Here is a 21,283-nt window from a genome sequence, read left to right as displayed (position 1 = left end):
CCTTGCTATCGGATGGACCGGCGCCGGCGCACATCCGCCACCAGCAACCGCAGTAGAACCCCGCAGGACCGTAGGAGAGGACCGATTCCCATGGCCGAAGCCCCCACCGGCAAGGTGACCTTCGTCGGTGCCGGCCCCGGCGCCGCCGATCTGCTGACGTTCCGGGCCGCGCGTGCCATCGCCGAGGCCGACGTCGTGATCTGGGCCGCGAGCCTGGTGCAGGCGGAGGTCCTCGAGCACGCGCGCGAGGGCGCGCGGATCCTGGACTCCGCCCAGATGTCGCTGGAGGACGTCGTCGACGTGTACCGGCGTGCCCGGGAGGAGGGCCTGCGTGTGGCCCGTATCCACTCGGGCGACCCCGCCCTGTGGGGCGGTACGCAGGAGCAGGTCGACCGGTGCGAGGAGATCGGTATCACGACCGAGATCGTGCCGGGTGTGTCGTCGTTCTCGGCGGTGGCCGCGCTGGCCGGGCGCGAGCTGACCATCCCGGAGGTGGCGCAGTCGGTGGTGCTGACCCGGCTGGGCGGCGGCAAGACGCCGATGCCGCCGGGCGAGGAGGTCCGTGAGTTCGCCAAGCACGGCACCACGATGGCGATCTTCCTGTCGGCGGCCCGCAGCGGGCAGCTGGTGCGGGAGCTGCTGGAGGGCGGCTATCCGACGAGCACCCCGGTCGTCGTCGCCTACCAGGCGACCTGGCCGGAGGAGCTGATCGCGCGCTGCACGATCGGCACGCTGGAGGAGACGGTGAAGGAGCACAGGCTCTGGAAGCACACCCTGTTCCTGGTGGGCCCGGCGCTGGACGCGCACGGCACGCGCTCGCACCTGTACCACCCGGGCCATTTCCACGGCTATCGCAAGGCGGACCCGGAGGCCCGCAGGGCGCTGCGCGAACGGGGTGCCTCCACATGATCACGGTGGTCGGTACGGGCACCGGGGCGCCGGTGCCGGAGGACGTCCTGACCGGGGCCGGGCTCGTCGTGGGCGGGCGGCGGCATCTGGAGTCGGTACGGCTGCCCGGGTCCGTGGAGCGGGTCGTGCTGGGCGCGCTGGCTCCGGCCCTGGACACGATCGGGGAGTACGTCGCGAAGGACCGTCCCGTCGTCGTGCTGGCCTCGGGCGACCCCGGCTTCTTCGGGATCGTACGGGCGCTGGCCGAGCGGTTCGGGCGGGAGACGCTGGACGTGCGGCCGGGGGTGTCCTCGGTGGCGGCCGCGTTCGCGCGGGCCGGGCTGCCGTGGGAGGACGCCGTGGTGGTCAGCGCGCACGGGCGCGATCCGCGTACGGCCGTGCAGATGTGCCGGGCGTACCCGAAGGTGGCGGTGCTGACCGGGCCGGGGGCCGGGCCCGCCGAACTGGGCGCGGCGCTGCGGTCGTACGAGCGGGTGCTGGTGGTGGCGACCGCGCTGGGCTCGCCGCAGGAGCGGCTGGAGCGGGTCACGCCCGCGGAGGCGGCGGCCCGGGACTGGGGTCAGGCGGTCAGTGTCGTCCTGAGTCTGGACGAGCGGCGCTCGCTCGGCCCGGTGCGCGCGCATGCCGGGCCGCCGGTGCCGCCCGCCGGATGGGCGCTGGACGAGGGCGAGTTCGAGCACCGCGACTCGATGATCACCAAGTTCGAGGTGCGGGCGCTGGCGCTCGCCCGGCTGGGGCCGCGCCCCGGCGAGCTGGTGTGGGACGTCGGCGCGGGCTCGGGGTCGGTGGCCGTGGAGTGCGCGCGGCTCGGGGCGGCGGTGACCGCGGTGGAGAAGACCCCGGACGGTGTGGAGCGGGTGCGTGCGAACGCGGCCGCGCACGGCGTCGACGTGCAGGTGGTGCACGGGGCCGCGCCGACCGTGCTGTCCGATCTGGACGATCCCGACGCCGTGTTCGTGGGTGGTGGCGGCAGTGAGCTGCCCGCGATCGTGACCGCGTGCGCGCGCCGGGCGCGGCGCACGGTGGTGGTCGCGATGGCGGCGCTCGACCGGGTGCCGGCGGTGCGCGCCGCGCTCACCGGCGCCGGTTACGGCTGTGACGGGGTGCTGTTGCAGTCGTCCCGTCTGGCGCCGTTGCCGGGCGAGGTGACGCGGCTGGCGGCGGCCAATCCCGTTTTCCTGCTGTGGGGCGTACGTCCCGCGGCCCGTAGAGAAGGAGTAGCCCAGTGATCGGCCTCATTTCCGCCACCGCGGCGGGGGCGGCGGCGCGCGACCGGCTGGCCGCCGCGTGGCCGGAGCGGACGCGGGTGTACGACGGTCCGGTCGCCGACGCCGTCCGGCGGGCGTTCGGGGAGTGCGAGCAGCTGGTGTGCTTCCTGGCCACGGGCGCGGTCGTCCGGCTGGTGGCGCCCCTGCTGGGCGGCAAGGCGAGCGACCCCGGTGTGGTGTGTGTCGACGAGGGCGGCCGGTTCGCGGTGGCGCTGCTCGGCGGGCACGGCGGCGGCGCGAACGAGCTCGCGCGTGAGGTCGGCGAGTCGCTGGCCGCGCAGCCGGTGGTGACCACGGCGACGGACGCGGTCGGCATCCCGGGTCTGGACACGCTCGGTCTGCCCTTCGAGGGCGATGTCGCCGGGGTGACGCGGGCGCTGCTGGACGGGGAGCCGGTCGCGCTGGAGGCGGAGGTGGCCTGGCCGCTGCCGCCGCTGCCGCTCGCGGACTCCGGTCCGTACCGGGTGCGGGTGACCGACCGGGCGGGTGAACCGGCGGCCGGGGAGGTGCTGTTGCGCCCGCCGACGCTGGTCGTGGGGGTGGGCGCGTCGAAGGGCGCGCCGGTGGCGGAGGTCCTGGGGCTCGTCGAGGAGACCCTGCGCGAGGCGGGACTGTCCGCGCGCAGCGTCGCCGAACTGGCCACGGTGGACGCCAAGTCGGAGGAGCCGGGGATCGTCCTGGCCGCCGAGCGGCTCGGTGTGCCGCTGGTGACGTATCCGGCGGACGCGCTGGCGGGTGTGGCGGTGCCGAACCCGTCCGACGCGCCGCTGGCCGCCGTGGGCACGCCGTCGGTGGCGGAGGCCGCCGCGCTGATCGGCGGGGGTGGACTCCTCGTGCCGAAGCGGAAGTCCGCGGCGAGTCCGGCGATGGCGACCTGTGCGGTCGTACGGCGGCCGGGGCGCGGGCGGCTCGCGGTGGTGGGGCTCGGGCCGGGCGCCCGGGACCTGCTGACGCCGCGCGCGAAGGCGGAGCTGCGGCGGGCCTCGGTGCTGGTGGGGCTCGACCAGTACGTCGACCAGATCCGCGATCTGCTGCGGCCGGGCACCCGGGTGCTGGAGTCGGGGCTCGGCGCGGAGGAGGAGCGGGCCCGTACTGCGGTGGCCGAGGCCCGTGGGGGGCGGGCGGTCGCGCTGATCGGCAGCGGTGACGCGGGTGTGTACGCGATGGCGTCCCCGGCGCTCGCCGAGGCCTCCGACGACATCGACGTGGTCGGGGTGCCGGGGGTGACCGCCGCCCTCGCGGCGGGGGCGATCCTGGGCGCGCCGCTGGGCCACGACCATGTGTCGATCAGCCTGTCCGATCTGCACACGCCGTGGGAGGTCATCGAGCGGCGGGTGCGGGCGGCGGCCGAGGCCGACATCGTGGTCACCTTCTACAACCCGCGCTCGCGCGGCCGTGACTGGCAGCTGCCGAAGGCGCTGGGCATCCTCGCCGAGCACCGCGTGCCAGCCACGCCGGTGGGTGTAGTGCGCAACGCCTCGCGGCCGGACGAGTCGAGCCGGGTGACCTCGCTCGGTGAGCTCGACCCGGCGACCGTCGACATGATGACGGTCGTGACCGTGGGCAACACCGCGACCCGGAACATCGCGGGGCGCATGGTGACGCCGCGCGGCTACCGCTGGCAGGAGGAGCCGAGTTGAACCCCCCTCCTCGCGGACGAGAAGGATTCCCGGCTCACGCCGCTCGGTCGCTTGGTGAGCGGTCGAGGGTGACGCGATCAACACCAGCCGGGTTGGAACCAGCCCGGATTCCCCAGAGACTGGAGGTTGCTGTGCTGACCCGGTTCTCGCTCAGCACGCCGCGACCGTACCCCCGGGAGGCCCGGTGAACCGTGTCGTCCACCCGATCGAGGTGGAGTCCTACCGGCGGCTGCGGGCGCGGCTGGACACCTCGCACCTGTCGCCGCTGACCCGGGCGGTGACGGAGCGGGTGATCCACTCCGCCGCCGACCTGGAGTACGCGGACGATCTCGTCATGGACGAGGGCGAACTGGCGAAGGCGCACGCGGCGCTGCACTCGGGGGCGCCGGTCGTCGTGGACGTGGAGATGGTCGCGGCGGGCATCACGCGCCGGGAGACCGTCTGCCGGCTGAGGGACGCCGTGGCCGGGCCGGGGCTGACCCGTTCCGCGCACGCGATCCGGCTGGCCTACGAACAGGTCGGCCCGGGGGCCCTCTGGGTGATCGGCAACGCGCCGACCGCGCTGGAGGAGCTGCTGACGCTGGACGCCGCCCCCGCCCTGGTCGTCGGACTGCCCGTCGGGTTCGTCGGCGCGGTCGAGTCCAAGGCCGCGTTGCGCGAGAGCGGGCTGCCCGCGGTCAGCAACGTGTCCGAGAAGGGCGGTTCGGCGGTGGCCTCGGCCGCGCTCAACGCCCTTCTGTACCACCCCGTTCCACCGTCTGAGGAGAGCTTGTGACCACGCCGCCCGCCCTGTTGATCGCCGGTCACGGCACCCGGGACGAAGCCGGAGCGGAGGCCTTCCGCGCCTTCGTACGGGAGCTGGGCCGCCGCCACCCCGAACTGCCCGTCGCGGGCGGCTTCATCGAGCTGTCCCCGCCGCCGCTGGGCGAGGCGGTGACCGAGCTGGTCGAGCGGGGTGTGCAGCGGTTCGCGGCGGTTCCGCTGATGCTGGTGTCCGCCGGGCACGCCAAGGGCGACATCCCGGCGGCGCTGGCCCGTGAGAAGGAGCGGCATCCCGGGATCTCGTACACCTACGGCCGTCCGCTCGGACCGCACCCGTCGCTGCTGAACGTGCTGGAGCGGCGGCTGACGGAGGTGCTCGGCGACTGGGACCGGGCCGAGGTCACCGTGCTGCTGGTGGGGCGCGGCTCGACCGACCCGGACGCCAACGCCGAGGTGCACAAGGCGGCGCGGCTGCTGTGGGAGGGGCGCGGGTTCGCGGGCGTGGAGACGGCGTTCGTGTCGCTGGCGGCGCCGGACGTGCCGGGCGGACTGGAGCGGTGCGTGAGGCTGGGGGCGCGGCGGATCGTCGTGCTGCCGTACTTCCTGTTCACGGGCATCCTGCCGGACCGGGTGCGGGAGCAGACGTCGGCGTGGGCAGCCGGGCATCCGGAGGCCGAGGTGCGTTCGGCGGAGGTCATCGGGCCGGAGCCGGAGCTGCTGGATCTGGTGATGGAGCGGTACCGGGAGGCCCTGAAGGGCGATCTGCGGATGAACTGCGACTCGTGCGTGTACCGGATCGCGCTGCCGGGCTTCGAGGACAAGGTGGGGATGCCGCAGCAGCCGCACTTCCACCCGGACGACGACGGCGACCATCCGCACGGGCACGGGCATCACCACCACGGTGGGCACGCGCATGCCCACTGAGGACGCTGACGGGCACGATCTGCGCCACCACGGGGACGCGGAGGTCCGTGACGACGGCCGCGGGCTGGTGGACCTGGCCGTGAACGTCCGTGCGGACACTCCGCCCGCCTGGCTGCGGGAGGTGATCGCCGGGTCGCTGGCCGGCCTCGCGGCCTACCCGGACGGGCGGGCGGCGCGGGCGGCGGTCGCGGCGCGGCACGGGCTCCCGCCGGAGAGGGTGCTGCTCACGGCCGGTGCGGCGGAGGCGTTCGTGCTGCTGGCGCGGGCGCTGAAGGTGCGGCAGCCGGTGGTGGTGCATCCGCAGTTCACCGAGCCGGAGGCCGCGCTGCGGGACGCCGGGCACACGGTGGACCGGGTGCTGCTGCGAGAGGCCGACGGGTTCCGGCTGGACACCGGGCTGGTGCCGGAGGGTGCGGACCTGGTGGTGATCGGGAATCCGACGAACCCCACGTCGGTGCTGCATCCCGCCGCGGCGATCGCCGCGCTGGCCCGGCCGGGCCGGACCCTGGTGGTCGACGAGGCGTTCCTGGACGCCGTGCCGGGTGAGCGGGAGGCGCTCGCGGGGCGCACCGATGTGCCGGGGCTGGTGGTGCTGCGGTCGCTGACGAAGACATGGGGGCTGGCGGGGCTGAGGGTCGGCTATGTGCTGGCCGCGCCGGAGGTCGTCGCCGAGCTGGAGCGGGCGCAGCCGCTGTGGCCGGTGTCGTCGCCGGCGCTCGCGGCGGCGGAGGCGTGTGTGGCGCCCCGGGCTCTCGCGGAGGCGGCTCACGCGGCGCACCGTGCCGCCGCGGACCGGGCGCATCTGGTGGCCGGGCTGGAGGCGCTGGCCGGGGCGGGGGTACGGGTGGCCGGCCCGGCCGAGGGGCCCTTCGTGCTGGTCCGGCTGCCTGACGCGGCGCGGGTCCGGGGGCGTCTGCGTCGCCTCGGCTACGCGGTACGCCGTGGGGACACCTTCCCCGGCCTGGACGCGGACTGGCTCCGCGTCGCGGTCCGGGACCGGGCGACGGTCAACGGTTTCCTCGAAGCACTCCGGGCCACCCTCGCCTGAGGCCCCAGGGGCCCCGCCCCCTGGGGCCCCGCCCTACACCCACCCACCACCCGAATGGCCCGTCGGAGAGGCGCGGCACCAGACGGGGCGGGCCCGGGCGCTGCGGCAGCAACCCGGACCGAGGGCGGCACCCCCGGACACCCACCACCCGAATCGGCCGTCCGAGAGGCGCGGCACCGAACCGGCGCGGCCGTGCGCTGCGGCAGCAACCCGGACCGAGGCCGGCACCCCCGGACACCCACCACCCGAATCGGCCCACCGAGCGGCAAGGCACCGGGCCGGCGCGGCCCGCCGCTGCGGCGGGTCGAACCGTGGGTGCCGGTACCCCACACTCACCCGAATCGGCCCGCCGACAGGCGAAGCACCCGCCGGGCGCGGACGGCCGCGGTGGCAAGCCGAACAGGCGGTGGTGGCGTCGGCGGTCCGCCGCGAGGCGAGGCACCGGGCGGGCGCGGCCCGCCGCTGCGGCAGGCCGGACCGAGGGCGGCGTCGCCGCACTCCCGCCGACCTGCCGGGCGGGAGGTGCGCGGGGTCAGGGCGTGCCCAGCGCCGGCGGCCGGGGCCGGGTCGTCAGGTTCGGCGGCGGGCCAGGGCCACCGCTCCGCCGCCCAGGGCGAGCAGGGCCACCGCGCCGCCCGCCACGTAGGGCGTCGTGGAGCTGCCGCCGGTCTCGGCGAGGTTGGCCTCCTCGGGGGCGCCCTGGGGCTTCACCTCGGTGACCGGGGAGGGTGCCGGGGTCTGAACGGCCGGCGGGGTCTCGCAGGTGGCTTCGGCGAGGGTCAGGACGCCCTCGACCTCGGCGACGTTGAGCTTCAGCGGGTTGATGGAGACCTTGAGTTCGAGGGCGGTGGCGGCCGCCGTGCGGGAGGTCGTCTCGCGCTGGGACAGGTCGAGCCTGACCTCGCCGACGCCGGGCACCTGGACGTCGGTCGTGCCGCCCGCCGTGAGGGTGACCTTCTTACCGAGGACCGTGACCGCGCCGAGGACGTTCGCCTCGGCGGCCGGGGCCTCGCCGGTCTCGCAGACCGCGCTGGACGTGACCTCCTCGACCTCGATCACCGAGAGCAGCGGCAGGCCGGGGACGTGCAGCCTGGCCTGGGCGAGACGGGTACCGGCCTCGGCCTTGTCGTCGGTGACCGTGGCCTTGGCCTCGGCGACCCGCGCGCTGAGCACGCTGAAGGGCTTGTCCCCGTCGACGCCGTCGAGCTGCGCTGTCAGGGCGGTCTTCTCGGCGCTCTGCGGGGCCTGGACCTCGTTGAGGGAGACCGCGAGCGGGACGTTCACGGTCTTGTCGAGCAGGGCCACGTCGAGCCCGGTGCGCAGGACGACGGCGCTCGCGCGGCCCTGGTCGGGGGTCGCGTGGGCGGGACCCGCGGCGGCCAGCGCGGCGGGACCCGCGATCAGGGCCGTGGCCGCCGCGGCGGCGGCGAATCTGCGTGCGGGCAGGCGGACGTTGGTGCCGTTCACTTCGTGGGACCCCCAGAGGAGACTGCTTGGGACCCCGAAAGGATTACGCACCGAGAGTGAACGGGCGGCGATCCTCCGTCACTTCACTCCATCGTGGGGTTTCCGTTCTCGTTTTCGATTTTCACGGCACGGATGTTCCCGCTCCTCACCCTCACGCGCCCCGATGGCGGATCCGCAGGCCGACGGGGCGGCGCGGAGGCGGGGGTGCACAACGAGGGCCCGCCGGGGCCGGTGACGATCAGCCGGCCCCGGAGCGAGCGTCCGGGTCAGCCCGTCACCCGGCCGTTCAGGACGATCCGGCGCGGGGCCGCCAGGGCGCGGACGTCCGCGCGGGGGTCCGTGTCGTAGACGACGAGGTCGGCCGGGGCGCCCTCGGTGAGGCCGGGGCGGCCCAGCCAGGCGCGGGCGGCCCAGGTCGTGGCGGCGAGGGCGTCGACCGGCGGGAGGCCGGCGGTGACCAGCTCGGCGACCTCGGCCGCGACGAGACCGTGCGGGAGGGTTCCGCCGGCGTCGGTGCCGACGTAGACGGGGATACCGGCGTCGTAGGCGTTGCGGACGGTGTCGTAGCGGCGTTCGTGCAGTCGGCGCATATGGGCCGACCAGCGCGGGAACCTGCTCTCGCCGCCGTCGGCGAGCGCCGGGAAGGTCGCGATGTTGACCAGCGTCGGGACGATGGCGACCCCGTGGGAGGCGAAGAGGGGGATCAGGTCGTCGGTCAGGCCGGTGGCGTGCTCGACGCAGTCGATGCCCGCCTCCACCAGGTCCCTCAGGGAGTCCTCGGCGAAGCAGTGGGCGGTGACCCGGGCGCCCAGGCGGTGGGCCTCCGCGATGCCCGCCTCGACGGCCTCGCGGGGCCAGCAGGCGGAGAGGTCGCCGAGGTCGCGGTCGATCCAGTCGCCGACCAGCTTGACCCAGCCGTCGCCGCGCCGGGCCTCCTGGGCGACGTAGGCGACGAGATCCTCGGGCTCGATCTCCCAGGCGTAGTTGCGGATGTAGCGGCGCGTGCGGGCGATGTGCCGGCCCGCACGGATGATCTTCGGCAGGTCCTCGCGGTCGTCGATCCAGCGGGTGTCGGAGGGCGAGCCGGCGTCGCGGATCAGCAGGGTGCCGGCCTCGCGGTCGGTCAGCGCCTGCTTCTCGGCCATGTCCTGCGGGACCGCGCCGTGCGAGTCCAGGCCGACATGGCAGTGCGCGTCGACCAGGCCGGGCAGCGCCCAGCCCTCGACCGTGCGTACGTCACGGGCGTCGACGGGACGGTCGTAGGAGATCCGCCCGTCGACGACCCACAGTTCGTCCCGGACCTCTTCGGGGCCGACCAGGATCCGGCCCTTCACGTGCAGCACCGCGCGTTCGCTCATGCACCGCACGATAGTGAGGCCTCAGTCGCCCTTGCCCACCTGGTCGCCCGTCCCCTCCTCGACGTCGGCCATCGCCGGGTCCAGGAGGCGGGACAGGAAGTGCCGGGTGCGTTCGTGGCGGGGGCGGGTGACGACCTCCTCGGGCCGGCCGTCCTCGACGACGACGCCGCCGTCCATGAAGACCACCCGGTCGGCGACCTCGCGGGCGAAGGTCATCTCATGGGTGACGACCATCATGGTCATGCCCTCGTCGGCGAGCATCCGCATGACCGCGAGCACGTCCCCGACCAGCTCCGGGTCGAGCGCCGAGGTCGGCTCGTCGAAGAGCATCACCTCGGGGCCCATCGCCAGCGAGCGGGCGATGGCGACGCGCTGCTGCTGGCCGCCGGAGAGGGAGGACGGGTAGGCGCCGGCCTTCTCGGCGAGGCCGACCCGCTCCAGGTTCTCGGCGGCGACCTTCGCGGCCTCCGCCTTGCCGCGCCGCAGCACCCGGCGCTGCGGCAGCGTGAGGTTCTCGGTCACGGTGAGGTGCGGGAAGAGGTTGAACTGCTGGAAGACCATGCCGATACGGCGGCGTACGGCGTCGATGTCGACGTCCGGGTCGGTGACCTCGGTGCCGCCGACGAACACCTGCCCCTTGCTCGGTTCCTCCAGCAGGTTCACACAGCGCAGCAGCGTGGACTTGCCGGAGCCGGAGGGGCCGATGACACAGACGACCTCGCCCTGGCCGATCTCCAGGTCGATGCCGCGCAGTACCTCGTTGGCGCCGAAGGACTTGTGCAGGCCGCGGATCTCGATCTCGGGTCGGCTCACTTGACGGCCTCCTGGGCCTTCGCCTCCATACGGCGTACGACGAAACCGAGCGGGATCGTGACCAGCAGGTAGCACAGGCCGGCGACGAGGATCGGTGTGGAGTTGGCGGTGGTGCTGGCGAGGTCGCGGCCGTACTTGGTCAGCTCGCGCTCCTCCAGCGTGACACCGAGGAACAGCACGAGCGAGGAGTCCTTGAACAGCAGGACCAGTTCGTTCGTCAGCGGCGGCAGGATGATCCGGAAGGCCTGCGGCAGGATGATCGAGACCATGGCCCTCGCGGGCGAGAAGCCCAGCGAACGGGCCGCCTCCATCTGCCCCTTGGGCACGGCCTGGATGCCCGCGCGGAAGGTCTCCGCCATGTACGCGCCCGCCACCAGGCCGAGCGCGAGCGCGACCTTGCCGTACGTCCCGCCGGGGATCTGCGTGCCCGGGAAGGCCAGCGGCACGGCCACGCCGATGAAGACGAAGATCAGCAGGGCGGGCAGTCCGCGGAAGATCTCGATGTAGACGCCGGCGACCCAGCGGTAGGGCCGCACCGGCGACAGCCGCATCAGCGCGACGACCAGACCGAGGACGATGCCGACGGCGAAGCCGGACAGCGTGTACAGGACCGTGTTCTTCAGGGCCGTGGTGATGACGTCCGGGAACATCTCCCGGGCGATGTCGCCTTGCGCGAACTGGTTCTTCAGCCGGTCCCAGTCGGCCGAGAACCCGACGGCCAGCAGGGCCGCCACGAACACCACGTACTGGGTGCCGCGTGACAGTCGCTGCTTCTGCCGCCGGGTGAGGCCCTTCCTCCTCGGCTGGAGCTGTACGTCCGAGTCGGCCATCAGGACGCGGCCGGGGAGGCGGCGGACTCTTCGTAGGGGCCGATCCACTGCTCGTAGAGCTTCTTGTACGTGCCGTCGGCCTTGGCGTCCGCGAGGGCCTTGTTGACGGCCGCCTGCAGCTTGGCGTTGCCCTTCTTCACGGTGAAGCCGTACTGCTCACCGGTGTTGAGCTGCTCGGCGACCGTGAAGGCGTCGGCGTTCGCCTTGTCCTTCAGCCAGCCCTGGACGACGGGGTAGTCGATGATCACGGCGTCGACCTGGCCGGTGCGCAGGCCGTTGAGAACGGCGTCGGAGGACTCGAAGGAGACCGGGTCGAGGCCCTTGGACTTGGCGTAGTCCTCACCGGTGGTCTGGGCCTGGGTGCCGACCTTCTTGCCGTCGAGGTCGGCGAAGGAGGCGACGCCGCTCTCCTTGTCGACGAGGACCGCCTGGGTGGCGTCGAAGTAGGGGTCGGAGAAGTCGACGTTCTTCTTGCGCTCGTCGGTGATGGTCATACCGGCCGCGGCCAGGTCGCACTCGCCGGAGTTGAGGAAGGCACCGGTCTTGAAGTTCTCGAACGGGGTGTCGAGGATCTCCTGCCGCACGCCGAGGTCCTCGGCGACGAGGTCGATCAGGGCGACGTCGAAGCCCTGCACCTTGCCGTCGATCTCCGACTGGAAGGGCGGATAGGGCAGATGGGTGCAGGTGGTGAGCTGGCCGGCCTTGACGAGCTCGACGCCACCGGCGGCGGTCTTCGTACCGCTGCCGCCGTCGTCGTCGGAGGAGCAGCCGGCCACGAGGACCAGCCCGGCCGTCGCGGTGATGGCGGCCAGGGCGCGGGCCCGGCGGCCGATGACGGTGTTCACGGGAGGACCTCCTAGGGGGGAACTGTGCGTTCCGATTATAAGGAGACGTTAGAGGTCCTCAAATCAATCCGTTGGCCGGAGAGCCGTCCGGCCTAAGAAGTCGACGGTGAACAGGGCGCGGCGCGCACGGATGAGAGTCCGTGGCAACGATCAGGCCCCCTTGCGGCCGCCCCCAGGGGCCGTTCCCGAGAGACCGCTCCTGGGACCCCTCCCTTGCGGCCGCTCCCGGGAGACCGCTCCGGCGGGGCCGCCCCCGTAAGCAGCAGCGGAAAGAGCAACGCCGTGACCCACCCCTTCCCGGGCCTCGCCCCGCTCGGCGCCGCCCGCTTCACCCCGGTCGGGGACCGGGTGGCACGGCTGCTCGACACCCGCCAGGACGTCGTGATCATGCAGGGCGAGGCGCCGCTGCCGCCGGAGGGCGCGATCCGGGACGCGGCGCCGGTGGCGACGACCCTGCGGGTGGCGGACGGGCGCCACGCCGCCAAGCCGGTCGCCCGCGCGCCGGCGGCCGATCCGGGTGTGCCGCCGGCGGCGGGCGGGGGCGCGCCGGCCGCGGAGATGATCCGGGTCAACCACTACGGGGCCGACGCCCCGGTGGAGACCGCCCGCCGGAGCCTCGCGGCGCCGGACGCTGCGGCCCGGTGAGCAGAGGGCGGTGCGCGGGATTCTCGACACGTGTTCGGGAATTCCCCTCCAGTCGAATTCCAAACAAACAAAAGAATTCCATCGAGCTTAGCCGCCCATATCCTCCTGCCCGCTTTCGATTGACGTAAACGCCAAGATTCTGTGAACATGTGACGGGTGTGACACGCTCCACACAGAGTCCGTTATGCACCTTTTCTCGAGCCGGATATCGCCACAAAACGATCCAAGCCTCGCGCCCGCGTGATAACACGAACCGCCGCGCCACCCAAGGGCGAACGGCGATGCAATTTTCAATTTACCTCGCTAAATTCAATCCGCATGACCACCGCACCCGCAGACCTGACAGACCTGGTTGTCGACCGCCCGGACATTTCCGACGGAGCCGCTCTCTGGCGACTCGCGAAGGAATCCGGAAACCTCGATCTGAACTCGTCGTACAGCTATCTGCTGTGGTGCCGTGACTTCGCCGCCACCTCGGCGGTGGCACGGGACGCGGACGGGGAGCCCGTGGGCTTCGTGACCGGGTACCTGCGGCCGGACCGGCCGGGGACCCTGCTCGTGTGGCAGGTGGCCGTCGACGCCGGGCACCGGGGCCGGGGCCTCGCCGGGCGCCTGCTCGACGCACTGGTCGGGCGGGTCGCGGAGGAGCGGGCCGTCCTGTGCGTCGAGACCACCATCACCCCGGGCAACACCGCCTCGGAGCGGCTGTTCGCCGCGTTCGCCGAGCGGCACGGCGCCCGGGTCGAGAGAGAGGTGCTGTTCGGCCGGGAGCAGTTCCCGGACGGCCCGCACGACCCCGAAGTCCTGTACCGCATCGGCCCGTTGGCCGCAGCGCAGTCCCGTTGACCCTTCCGCCGCATTGAGGAGCGATTCGCCGTGACCATCACCCAGCCCGACCTCAGCGTCTTCGAGACCCTCGAGTCCGAGGTGCGCAGCTACTGCCGCGGCTGGCCCACCGTCTTCGACCGCGCGCGCGGCAGCCGTATGTACGACGAGGACGGCCACGCGTACCTGGACTTCTTCGCCGGAGCGGGCTCGCTGAACTACGGCCACAACAACCCCGTGCTGAAACGGGCGCTGCTCGACTATCTGGAGCGCGACGGCGTCACCCACGGCCTCGACATGTCCACCACCGCCAAACGCGCGTTCCTGCAGACCTTCCAGGATCTGGTGCTGCGGCCGCGGGACCTGCCGTACAAGGTGATGTTCCCGGGCCCGACCGGCACCAACGCCGTGGAGGCGGCGCTGAAGCTGGCCCGCAAGGTGAAGGGGCGCGAGGCGATCGTGTCGTTCACCAACGCCTTCCACGGGATGTCGCTGGGCTCGCTCGCCGTGACCGGCAACGCCTTCAAGCGCGCGGGCGCCGGCGTCCCGCTGGTGCACGGCACGCCGATGCCGTTCGACAACTACTTCGACGGCACGGTCCCCGACTTCCTCTGGTTCGAGCGGCTGCTGGAGGACCAGGGGTCCGGGCTGAACAAGCCCGCCGCCGTGATCGTGGAGACCGTGCAGGGCGAGGGCGGCATCAACGCCGCGCGCCCGGAGTGGCTGCGGGCGCTGGCCGGGCTGTGCGAGCGGCAGGACATGCTGCTGATCGTCGACGACATCCAGATGGGCTGCGGTCGCACGGGCGCCTTCTTCTCCTTCGAGGAGGCCGGCATCGTGCCGGACATCGTCACCGTGTCCAAGTCCATCAGCGGCTACGGCCTGCCCATGTCGCTGTGCCTGTTCAAGCCGGAGCTGGACGTGTGGGAGCCGGGCGAGCACAACGGCACCTTCCGCGGCAACAACCCGGCCTTCGTCACCGCCACGGCGGCGCTGGAGAGCTACTGGGCCGACGGCGCCGCCATGGAGAAGCAGACCCGCACCCGCGGCGAGCAGGTCGAGCAGGCCCTCGTCGGGATCACCGAGGAGAACCTCGCCGACGTACGCGAGTACCGCGGCCGGGGTCTGGTGTGGGGCCTGGAGTTCCACGACAAGAAGCGCGCCGAGCGGGTCGCCCGGCGGGCCTTCGAACTGGGGCTGCTGATCGAGACCTCGGGGCCCGAGAGCGAGGTCGTCAAGCTGCTGCCCGCGCTGACCATCACCCCGGAGGAGCTGGACGAGGGCCTGCGGGTGCTCGCCCGCGCCGTCCGGGAGACCGCACCCGCCATCACCGTCTGACGCAGGAGGGACCGCACCACCGTGATCGTCCGTTCGTTCAAGGACATCGAGGGAACCGACCGCCATGTGAAGGCCGCGTCCGGGACCTGGGAGAGCAAACGCATCGTCCTCGCCAGGGAGAGGGTCGGCTTCTCCCTCCACGAGACCGTGCTCTACGCCGGGACGGAGACGTCGATGTGGTACGCCAACCACGTCGAGGCCGTCGTGTGCGTGGAGGGCGCCGCCGAACTCACCGACCACGAGACCGGGACGACGTACTCGATCACTCCCGGGACCATGTACCTGCTGGACGGGCACGAGCGGCACTCGCTGCGCGTCCTCCAGGACTTCCGCTGTATCTGCGTGTTCAACCCGCCCGTCACCGGCCGGGAGGACCACGACGAGAACGGCGTCTACCCCCTGCTCACCGAACCCGAGGAGGTGTGACCGCGTGACCACCGTCACCGACCTGTACCCCACCCGCGGCACCACCGAGGTGTCCGTCCCACGTCAGGACCCCGTCGTGTGGGGCGGCCCCGACACCCCCGGCCCCGTCACCGCGGCCGAACTCCAGGCCTACGAGCGCGACGGATTCCTGGCCTGTGAGCAGCTCATCGGCGACGAGGAGGTCGGCGTCTACCACGCCGAGCTGGAGCGCCTGGTGGCCGACCCGGCGATCCGCGCGGACGCGCGCTCGATCGTGGAGCCGCGCTCCAAGGAGATCCGCTCGGTCTTCGAGGTGCACCGGATCAGCGAGGTGTTCGCGTCGCTGGTGCGCGACGAGCGGGTGGTCGGCCGGGCGCGGCAGATCCTCGGCTCCGACGTCTACGTCCACCAGTCGCGGATCAACGTCAAGCCCGGCTTCGGGGCCAGCGGCTTCTACTGGCACTCCGACTTCGAGACCTGGCACGCCGAGGACGGCCTGCCGAACATGCGGACCGTCTCGGTCTCGATCGCCCTGACCGAGAACTACGCCACCAACGGCGGGCTGATGATCATGCCCGGCTCGCACCGGACGTTCCTCGGCTGCGCCGGGGCCACGCCCGAGGACAACTACAAGAAATCCCTCCAGATGCAGGACGCGGGCACCCCGTCCGACGAGGCGCTGACCGCCATGGCGAGCGCGTACGGCATCCGGCTGTTCACGGGCCGGGCCGGTTCGGCGACCTGGTTCGACTGCAACGCCATGCACGGCTCGGGCGACAACATCACGCCCTTCCCGCGCAGCAACGTCTTCATCGTGTTCAACAGCGTGGAGAACAAGGCGGTGGAGCCGTTCGCGGCTCCGATACGGCGGCCGGAGTACATCGGGGCGCGGGACTTCACGCCGGTGCGGTGAGTCTTCGGCCGGGGGTCCGGGGGTCGCCCCCGGGAAGGCACAGTATCGGGGCGCGGGACTTCACGCCGGTGCGGTGAGTCTTCGGCCGGGGGTCCGGGGGTCGCCCCCGGGAAGGCACAGTATCGGGGCACGGGACTTCACGCCGGTGCGGTGACCGTTTGAGGAGTGAGGAGAGAGGGCCCTGCCGTGTGCGGTGGGGCCCCTCTTCCGTCGTCAGGACAGCGCGTCCAGCAGGCGGTCCACGTCCGCCCCGGTGTTGTAGAGGTGGAAGGACGCCCGGAGATTGCCCGCGCGGTCGGAGAGCTGGAGCCCCGCCGTGTCGAGGCCGGGCTGGCGGTGGCCGAGGCCGGGGACGGAGACGATCGCCGAGCCGGGCGAGGGCAGCGGCTCGTGGCCGAGGGCGGTGAGGCCGGCCCGGAAACGATCGGCCAGGGCCAGGTCGTGGGCGTGGACGGCGTCGATGCCGAGTTCCTCGATCAGTTCGAGGGAGGCGCGCAGTCCGGCGTAGCTGAACAGGCCGGGGCTGACGTCGAACCGCCGGGCGGAGTGGGCGAGTTCGGTGACGGGCCCGTAGCAGCTCTCCCAGGGCAGTTCACCGGCGACCCAGCCGGCGAGCAGCGGGGTGAGTCCGCCGAAGTCCTCCGGCACGGTGCAGAACGCCGCCCCGTGCGGCCCGAGGAGCCACTTGAAGCCGACGGCGGCGACGTAGTCGTGCGCGCCGGCGTCCAGCGGCAGCCAGCCGACGGACTGGGAGGCGTCGACATAGGTGCGCGCCCCGTGCGCGAGGGCCGCCTCGCGCACCGCGCCCAGGTCGGCGACACGGCCGTCGGCGGACTGGGCGGCGCTGACCGCGACGAGCGCGGTCTCCGGGCGGACCGACTCGGCGAGCCGCTCCAGCGGCACGGCCCGCACCTTGAGGTCGCCGCGCATGTGGAACGGGTTGACGAGGGAGGCGAAGTCGGCCTCCGCGGTGAGCACCTCGGCCCCGGCGGGCAGCGCGGCGGCGATCAGCCCGCCGTACTCGGCGACCGAGCCGCCGGTCGCGACGCGCTCGACGGGAACCGCGGCCAGCCGGGCGAAGGACGCGCGCACGGCCTCCACGTCCTCGTAGAGCGGGCCCAGCGGCCGGCCCTCGGCCCGCATCCGCACCGCGTCGTGCAGGGCGGTGACGGTGCGGGCCGGAAGCAGGCCGTTGCTCGCGGTGTTGAGGTAGGTGTTCTCCGGGGCGAACTCGGCACGGACGAGGCTCTCGAAGGTCTCCATGGGACCACTGTGGATCGTGGAGGCCTGTCGGTCCATTGCGATTGTTTGCGTGGTTCCGCGAAGCAACGCTTATGGATGCGCCCTGACCTGCGGGTTTCCGGACCGGCGGGCTCCCGGCCCGCCGCTGTCAGGCCTGCGGCACCGCGCATCCGTCGGGCCCGCAGGCCTCGGCGGAGTCGTCCTGGATCAGGGTGAGGGGGGAGCGCTCGCCCCAGGCCTGGGTCAGCGCCTGGGTGAACAGCTCGGCGGGCTGGGCACCGGAGACGCCGTACTTGCGGTCGAGGACGAAGAAGGGCACGCCGTTCGCGCCGAGCTCCGCGGCCTCGCGCTCGTCGGCGCGGACCTCGTCGGCGTAGGCGGCCGGGTCGGCGAGCACCTTGCGGGCCAGGCCGGCGTCCAGCCCGGCCTCGACGGCGAGCTCCACCAGCCGCTCGTCGCCCTCGGTGAAGACGGACCGCTCCTCGGCGAAGTTGGCGCGGTAGAGGATCTGCACCAGCTCGTCCTGGCGGCCGTGCTCCTTGGCGAGGTGCAGCAGGCGGTGCATGTCGAAGGTGTTGCCGTGGTCGCGGCCGCGGGTGCGGTACTCCAGGCCCTCGGCGTTGGCCTGCGCGCCGACGTTGTCCTCGGCGGCCTGCGCCTGGTCCTCGCTGAGGCCGTACTTCGCGGCCAGCATCGGGATCACCGGGCCGGCGTCGGCCTTGGCGCGGCTGGGGTCGAGCTCGAAGGAGCGGTGCACGACCTCGACCTGGTCGCGGTGCGGGAAGGCCTCCAGCGCCTTCTCGAAGCGGGCCTTGCCCACGTAGCACCAGGGGCAGGCGATGTCGCTCCAGATCTCGACGCGCATGTGTCTCGGTTTCCTTCGGGTCGTACGGATACGGAGACTGTCTCCGCTCCCGTACGTGAACCTTCATTCAGCCCGTTTCATTCCCTCCGCCCGCCGGTCGGCCGAGACGTCCAGCCGCAGATCGAGGTGGTGGTCGTCCGGCGCGCGCGGCCGGTCCGGGTCGGGGGTCCAGCCGTGGCGGGCGTAGAAGGCCTGGGCGCGGAGGTTGTGCGCGTGCACCCGCAGGACGGCCGTCCGCCGCCCGTCGGCGCGCCACTGCTCCCGGCAGGCCGTGTGCAGGGCGGTGCCGATCCCGGACCGCCAGTGGCCGGGGTCCACGTGGAACTGGCGCAGGTCGACGGTGTCCGCGGGCACGCCCGGTACGGTCCGGAAGGAGGCGAGGCCGACGATCCGCCCCGCCTCCACGACGCACAGCACCTGCCCGTCGCTCCGCCCGATCGCGTCCCGCCAGGCCGCCGCCCAGTCGGTGCCGTCCTCCGGGGCCCCGTCCGGGTAGTACGTCGCCCGGGCCCGCGCGTGCAGCGCGGCGACCGTCTCCGCCTCGGCACGCACGACGGTCCGGATCACCCGGCTCCCGGTCACTCGCTCACTGATCACGCCCCTCAGGACGCGTTCTCGGCCACCCGGGTTCCCCGCTCAGCTGCCGTCCCGCAGATCAGCGGGCCAGTACGGCCGGAACTCGATGTGGTCGTACGTCACCACACAACCCTCTCCGAGCGGCGCCTGCGCCAGGAATCCGACCAGCGCCGCGCCGGTCTCCTTCTCCCCGCCCAGGGTGAACAGCCGCACAAAGGTCCACCGTTCGCCGTCCCGGGAGGCGTGGAAGGCGAACGCCCGCCCGGTCCGGCTGATCCGCAGCCACACCGAACTGCCGTTCACGGTGAAGGAGTTGGCGTCGTCGGAGTGTCCCCGGGTGACGACCGTGCACACGGTGGGCACGTCCGGCGAGTACTCCAGGCACAGTTTGGCCCACGCCCGGTCCCCCACGTGCACGTACAGCACCCCGGCGTCGAAGGCGGAGTTGAAGCCCACCGTGACCCGGGCGATCAGCTGGAAGTCACCCTCGGGCGCCCCGAGCAGCCGCGGCGCGTCGGACGCCGGGTCCAGCCCCTCGTCGGTCGGCGGCACGAACCGGTCCTGCCGGGGCCCGGCCCACCCGGTGAGCACCTCGTCCTCGTACGACCAGTGCCCGTCGGGTCCGTAAGTGCGCAGAGGAAAGGGCAGTTCGGGAAGAGAAAGATCCATGGCCGAATTCTCCACGCCGTTCCACGCCGCCCTCCAGGGCCCCAAGGCCAGTCAGGAACAAGAACCTTGACCGACACGGGCATATAGGGGCGCGGGGCTGTGTCGATATGCGGCTCCGCCGCACGGGCGCGACAAGCCACGACGCACCCGCATCCGGCCCGCCCCCGCAACCCGAACCCCGCACGGCTGAATTCTCCACTCGAGGGCCGCGGGCCTTCAGGGGCGCGGGGCTGTGTCGATATGCGGCTCCGCCGCACGGGCGCGACAAGCCACGACGCACCCGCATCCGGCCCGCCCCCGCAACCCGGCACCCCGAACCCCGCACACCCCCAACCCAACGGAGTGCTACCGCTCCAACCGCCCGTCCACCCTCCGTGCCACCCCCAGAGGGTTCTCGTCCCGCAGCTCCGCGGGAAGCAGCGCGGCGGGCGCCCCCTGGTACACCACCGGCCGCAGCCACCGCTCGACGGCCGTCCCGCCCACGGAGGTCGACGTGGAGGTCGTCGCCGGGTACGGCCCCCCGTGGTGCTGGGCCGCCGCCACGGCGACCCCCGTGGGCCACCCGTTGACCAGCACCCGCCCCGCCAGCGGCGTCAGCTCCGCGAGCAGCGCGGCCCCGCGCCCCTCCCCCGCGGCCTCCTCCGCGGACAGGTGCACGGTCGCCGTGAGGTTGCCCGGCAGCCGGGACAGGACGCTTGTTGCCTCGTCCTCGTCCTCGTAGCGCGCGACGACGGTGACCGGCCCGAAGCACTCCTCCAGCAGCAGGTCGTGGTCCCCCTCGCCGGCCAGCCGGGCGGCGGGGACCGTCAGGAAGCCGGGGCTCACGGTGTGATCCCCGGCCGCCCCCGGCGTCACGGGTGAGTCCACGTCGGGCAGTTCGGCCCGCTCGGCGACCCCGGCGACGAAGTTGTCCCGCATACGGTGGTCCAGCAGAACCCCCGCCCCGGTGTCGCTGACGGCGTCGGTGAGGGACTTCACCAGCCGGTCACCGGCCGCCCCGCCCGGCACGAGCACCAGGCCGGGCTTCACACAGAACTGCCCGACGCCCAGCGTCATGGACCCCGCCAGGCCCGTGCCGATGGACTCGGCGCGTTCGGCGGCGGCGGCCTCCGTGACCAGGACCGGGTTGAGGGAGCCCAGCTCTCCGTGGAACGGGATCGGCACCGGCCGGGCGGCCGCCGCGTCGAACAGCGCGCGGCCCCCGCGGACCGACCCGGTGAAGCCCGCCGCGCTGACCAGCGGGTGCCTGATCAGCTCCACCCCGGCCTCGAAGCCGTGCACCAGCCCGAGCACGCCCGCCGGGATGCCGTGCTCGGCCGCGGCGGTGCGCAGCACCTTGGCCACCAGCTCGGACAGCGCGGGATGGTCGGGGTGCGCCTTGACGACGACCGGGCAGCCCGCAGCGAGCGCGCTCGCGGTGTCGCCGCCGGGGACGGAGAAGGCGAAGGGGAAGTTGGAGGCGGAGTAGACGGCGACGACCCCGAGCGGCACCTTGTAGCGGCGCAGGTCCGGGATCGGCGGGGTGGCGGTGTCGTCCGGGTGGTTGATGACCACGTCGAGGAAGGCGCCCTCGTCCACGATGTCGGCGAAGGCCCTCAGCTGGTAGCGGGTGCGGGCGAGTTCGCCGGTGAGCCGGACCGGCCCGAGCGCGGTCTCGGCGTCGGCGGCCTCGACGAGCAGGTCCCCGGTCGCCCCCAGCCGCTCGGCGGCGGAGCGCAGGAACGCGGCGCGGACCGTGCGGTCGGCCAGCGCGCCGCGGGCCTCGTGCGCGGCGCGGACGGCGGCGTCCACCTCCTGGGCCGTGGCCTCCACCGCAACCTGTTCCCGCTGCTTCCCGGTTCGGGGGTCGACACTCCAGACTGGTGCTGCTGCCACCGCGGATCCCTCCACATGTATCTGGGTCATCCACCAGTGCGTTCGATATACTGAACGCCGTCTCTG

21 protein-coding genes are annotated in these 21,283 nt (G+C 73.0%); 11 read left to right on the top strand and 10 right to left on the bottom strand.

What is annotated here, in order from left to right:
• Positions 1-90 precede the first annotated feature (90 nt).
• The 6 genes from cobM (at position 91) to cobC (ending at position 6,551) form a co-directional block, all read left to right on the top strand.
• The gene (gene cobM, locus ACFYR0_RS31025) at positions 91-909 is read left to right on the top strand and encodes a precorrin-4 C(11)-methyltransferase (RefSeq protein WP_389335422.1); all 819 of its coding nucleotides are present in this window, start codon (positions 91-93) and stop codon (positions 907-909) included.
• On the top strand, positions 906-2,138 hold the full coding sequence (cbiE, locus tag ACFYR0_RS31020) for a precorrin-6y C5,15-methyltransferase (decarboxylating) subunit CbiE (protein WP_389335419.1): 1,233 nt from the start codon (positions 906-908) through the stop codon (positions 2,136-2,138). Before cobM ends, cbiE begins: the two co-directional genes overlap by 4 nt.
• Positions 2,135-3,817 (top strand): precorrin-3B C(17)-methyltransferase, encoded by a 1,683-nt coding sequence (gene cobJ / locus ACFYR0_RS31015; RefSeq protein ID WP_389335416.1) that lies wholly within the window; start codon positions 2,135-2,137, stop codon positions 3,815-3,817. Before cbiE ends, cobJ begins: the two co-directional genes overlap by 4 nt.
• Positions 3,818-4,001: 184 nt before the next feature.
• Positions 4,002-4,592: a precorrin-8X methylmutase gene (locus tag ACFYR0_RS31010; RefSeq protein WP_389335413.1), complete on the top strand. Its 591-nt coding sequence runs from the start codon at positions 4,002-4,004 to the stop codon at positions 4,590-4,592.
• On the top strand, positions 4,589-5,503 hold the full coding sequence (locus tag ACFYR0_RS31005) for a sirohydrochlorin chelatase (protein WP_389335410.1): 915 nt from the start codon (positions 4,589-4,591) through the stop codon (positions 5,501-5,503). Before ACFYR0_RS31010 ends, ACFYR0_RS31005 begins: the two co-directional genes overlap by 4 nt.
• Positions 5,493-6,551 carry an Rv2231c family pyridoxal phosphate-dependent protein CobC gene (gene cobC, locus ACFYR0_RS31000; protein WP_389335407.1) on the top strand — a complete coding sequence of 353 codons (1,059 nt, stop codon included), beginning with the start codon at positions 5,493-5,495 and terminating at the stop codon, positions 6,549-6,551. The genes ACFYR0_RS31005 and cobC overlap by 11 nt, the downstream gene beginning before the upstream one ends.
• 570 nt (positions 6,552-7,121) lie before the next feature.
• Here the strand turns inward: cobC and ACFYR0_RS30995 are convergent.
• The 5 genes from ACFYR0_RS30995 to ACFYR0_RS30975 all read right to left on the bottom strand — a co-directional run bounded on the left by ACFYR0_RS30995 (position 7,122) and on the right by ACFYR0_RS30975 (position 11,864).
• Positions 7,122-8,018 (bottom strand): SCO1860 family LAETG-anchored protein, encoded by an 897-nt coding sequence (locus tag ACFYR0_RS30995; RefSeq protein WP_389335404.1) that lies wholly within the window; start codon positions 8,016-8,018, stop codon positions 7,122-7,124.
• A gap of 266 nt (positions 8,019-8,284) precedes the next feature.
• Complete coding sequence (locus tag ACFYR0_RS30990; protein ID WP_389335401.1) at positions 8,285-9,376, bottom strand: amidohydrolase family protein; 1,092 nt, start codon at positions 9,374-9,376, stop codon at positions 8,285-8,287.
• A gap of 21 nt (positions 9,377-9,397) precedes the next feature.
• The gene (locus ACFYR0_RS30985; protein ID WP_389335398.1) at positions 9,398-10,189 is read right to left on the bottom strand and encodes an amino acid ABC transporter ATP-binding protein; all 792 of its coding nucleotides are present in this window, start codon (positions 10,187-10,189) and stop codon (positions 9,398-9,400) included.
• Positions 10,186-11,019 (bottom strand): amino acid ABC transporter permease, encoded by an 834-nt coding sequence (locus ACFYR0_RS30980; RefSeq protein ID WP_389335395.1) that lies wholly within the window; start codon positions 11,017-11,019, stop codon positions 10,186-10,188. The genes ACFYR0_RS30985 and ACFYR0_RS30980 overlap by 4 nt, the downstream gene beginning before the upstream one ends.
• The gene (locus ACFYR0_RS30975; RefSeq protein ID WP_389335392.1) at positions 11,019-11,864 is read right to left on the bottom strand and encodes a transporter substrate-binding domain-containing protein; all 846 of its coding nucleotides are present in this window, start codon (positions 11,862-11,864) and stop codon (positions 11,019-11,021) included. The genes ACFYR0_RS30980 and ACFYR0_RS30975 overlap by 1 nt, the downstream gene beginning before the upstream one ends.
• A 282-nt stretch (positions 11,865-12,146) precedes the next feature.
• Here ACFYR0_RS30975 and ACFYR0_RS30970 point away from each other — a divergent pair, with 282 nt between their 5' ends.
• The 5 genes from ACFYR0_RS30970 (at position 12,147) to thpD (ending at position 15,990) form a co-directional block, all read left to right on the top strand.
• Positions 12,147-12,509, top strand: a complete 363-nt coding sequence (locus ACFYR0_RS30970) for a hypothetical protein (protein WP_389335389.1) — start codon at positions 12,147-12,149, stop codon at positions 12,507-12,509.
• 318 nt (positions 12,510-12,827) lie between these two features.
• Positions 12,828-13,355, top strand: a complete 528-nt coding sequence (gene ectA, locus ACFYR0_RS30965; protein WP_389335386.1) for a diaminobutyrate acetyltransferase — start codon at positions 12,828-12,830, stop codon at positions 13,353-13,355.
• 30 nt (positions 13,356-13,385) lie between these two features.
• Positions 13,386-14,672 carry a diaminobutyrate--2-oxoglutarate transaminase gene (gene ectB, locus ACFYR0_RS30960; RefSeq protein WP_389335383.1) on the top strand — a complete coding sequence of 429 codons (1,287 nt, stop codon included), beginning with the start codon at positions 13,386-13,388 and terminating at the stop codon, positions 14,670-14,672.
• Between the two features lie 21 nt (positions 14,673-14,693).
• Positions 14,694-15,098: an ectoine synthase gene (locus tag ACFYR0_RS30955; RefSeq protein ID WP_356694991.1), complete on the top strand. Its 405-nt coding sequence runs from the start codon at positions 14,694-14,696 to the stop codon at positions 15,096-15,098.
• A gap of 4 nt (positions 15,099-15,102) precedes the next feature.
• Positions 15,103-15,990, top strand: a complete 888-nt coding sequence (gene thpD, locus ACFYR0_RS30950; RefSeq protein WP_389335379.1) for an ectoine hydroxylase — start codon at positions 15,103-15,105, stop codon at positions 15,988-15,990.
• Between the two features lie 213 nt (positions 15,991-16,203).
• On the opposite strand, the gene ACFYR0_RS30945 is transcribed toward thpD, so the two are convergent.
• The 5 genes from ACFYR0_RS30945 to ACFYR0_RS30925 form a co-directional block, all read right to left on the bottom strand.
• Positions 16,204-17,253 (bottom strand): aminotransferase class V-fold PLP-dependent enzyme, encoded by a 1,050-nt coding sequence (locus tag ACFYR0_RS30945; protein WP_389335376.1) that lies wholly within the window; start codon positions 17,251-17,253, stop codon positions 16,204-16,206.
• A 127-nt stretch (positions 17,254-17,380) separates the two neighbouring features.
• The gene (locus tag ACFYR0_RS30940; RefSeq protein WP_389335373.1) at positions 17,381-18,097 is read right to left on the bottom strand and encodes a DsbA family oxidoreductase; all 717 of its coding nucleotides are present in this window, start codon (positions 18,095-18,097) and stop codon (positions 17,381-17,383) included.
• Positions 18,098-18,160: 63 nt separating this feature from the next.
• Positions 18,161-18,694 carry a GNAT family N-acetyltransferase gene (locus tag ACFYR0_RS30935; RefSeq protein WP_389335370.1) on the bottom strand — a complete coding sequence of 178 codons (534 nt, stop codon included), beginning with the start codon at positions 18,692-18,694 and terminating at the stop codon, positions 18,161-18,163.
• 39 nt (positions 18,695-18,733) lie between these two features.
• The gene (locus tag ACFYR0_RS30930; RefSeq protein ID WP_389335367.1) at positions 18,734-19,342 is read right to left on the bottom strand and encodes a DUF1349 domain-containing protein; all 609 of its coding nucleotides are present in this window, start codon (positions 19,340-19,342) and stop codon (positions 18,734-18,736) included.
• 345 nt (positions 19,343-19,687) lie between these two features.
• Positions 19,688-21,217 carry an aldehyde dehydrogenase (NADP(+)) gene (locus ACFYR0_RS30925; protein WP_389335364.1) on the bottom strand — a complete coding sequence of 510 codons (1,530 nt, stop codon included), beginning with the start codon at positions 21,215-21,217 and terminating at the stop codon, positions 19,688-19,690.
• Positions 21,218-21,283: the final 66 nt, after the last annotated feature.

Source organism: Streptomyces sp. NPDC005017 (assembly GCF_042873115.1).
In the GTDB taxonomy this organism is placed as follows: Bacteria; Actinomycetota; Actinomycetes; order Streptomycetales; family Streptomycetaceae; genus Streptomyces.
This window is presented reverse-complemented; position numbering and strand designations above follow the sequence as displayed.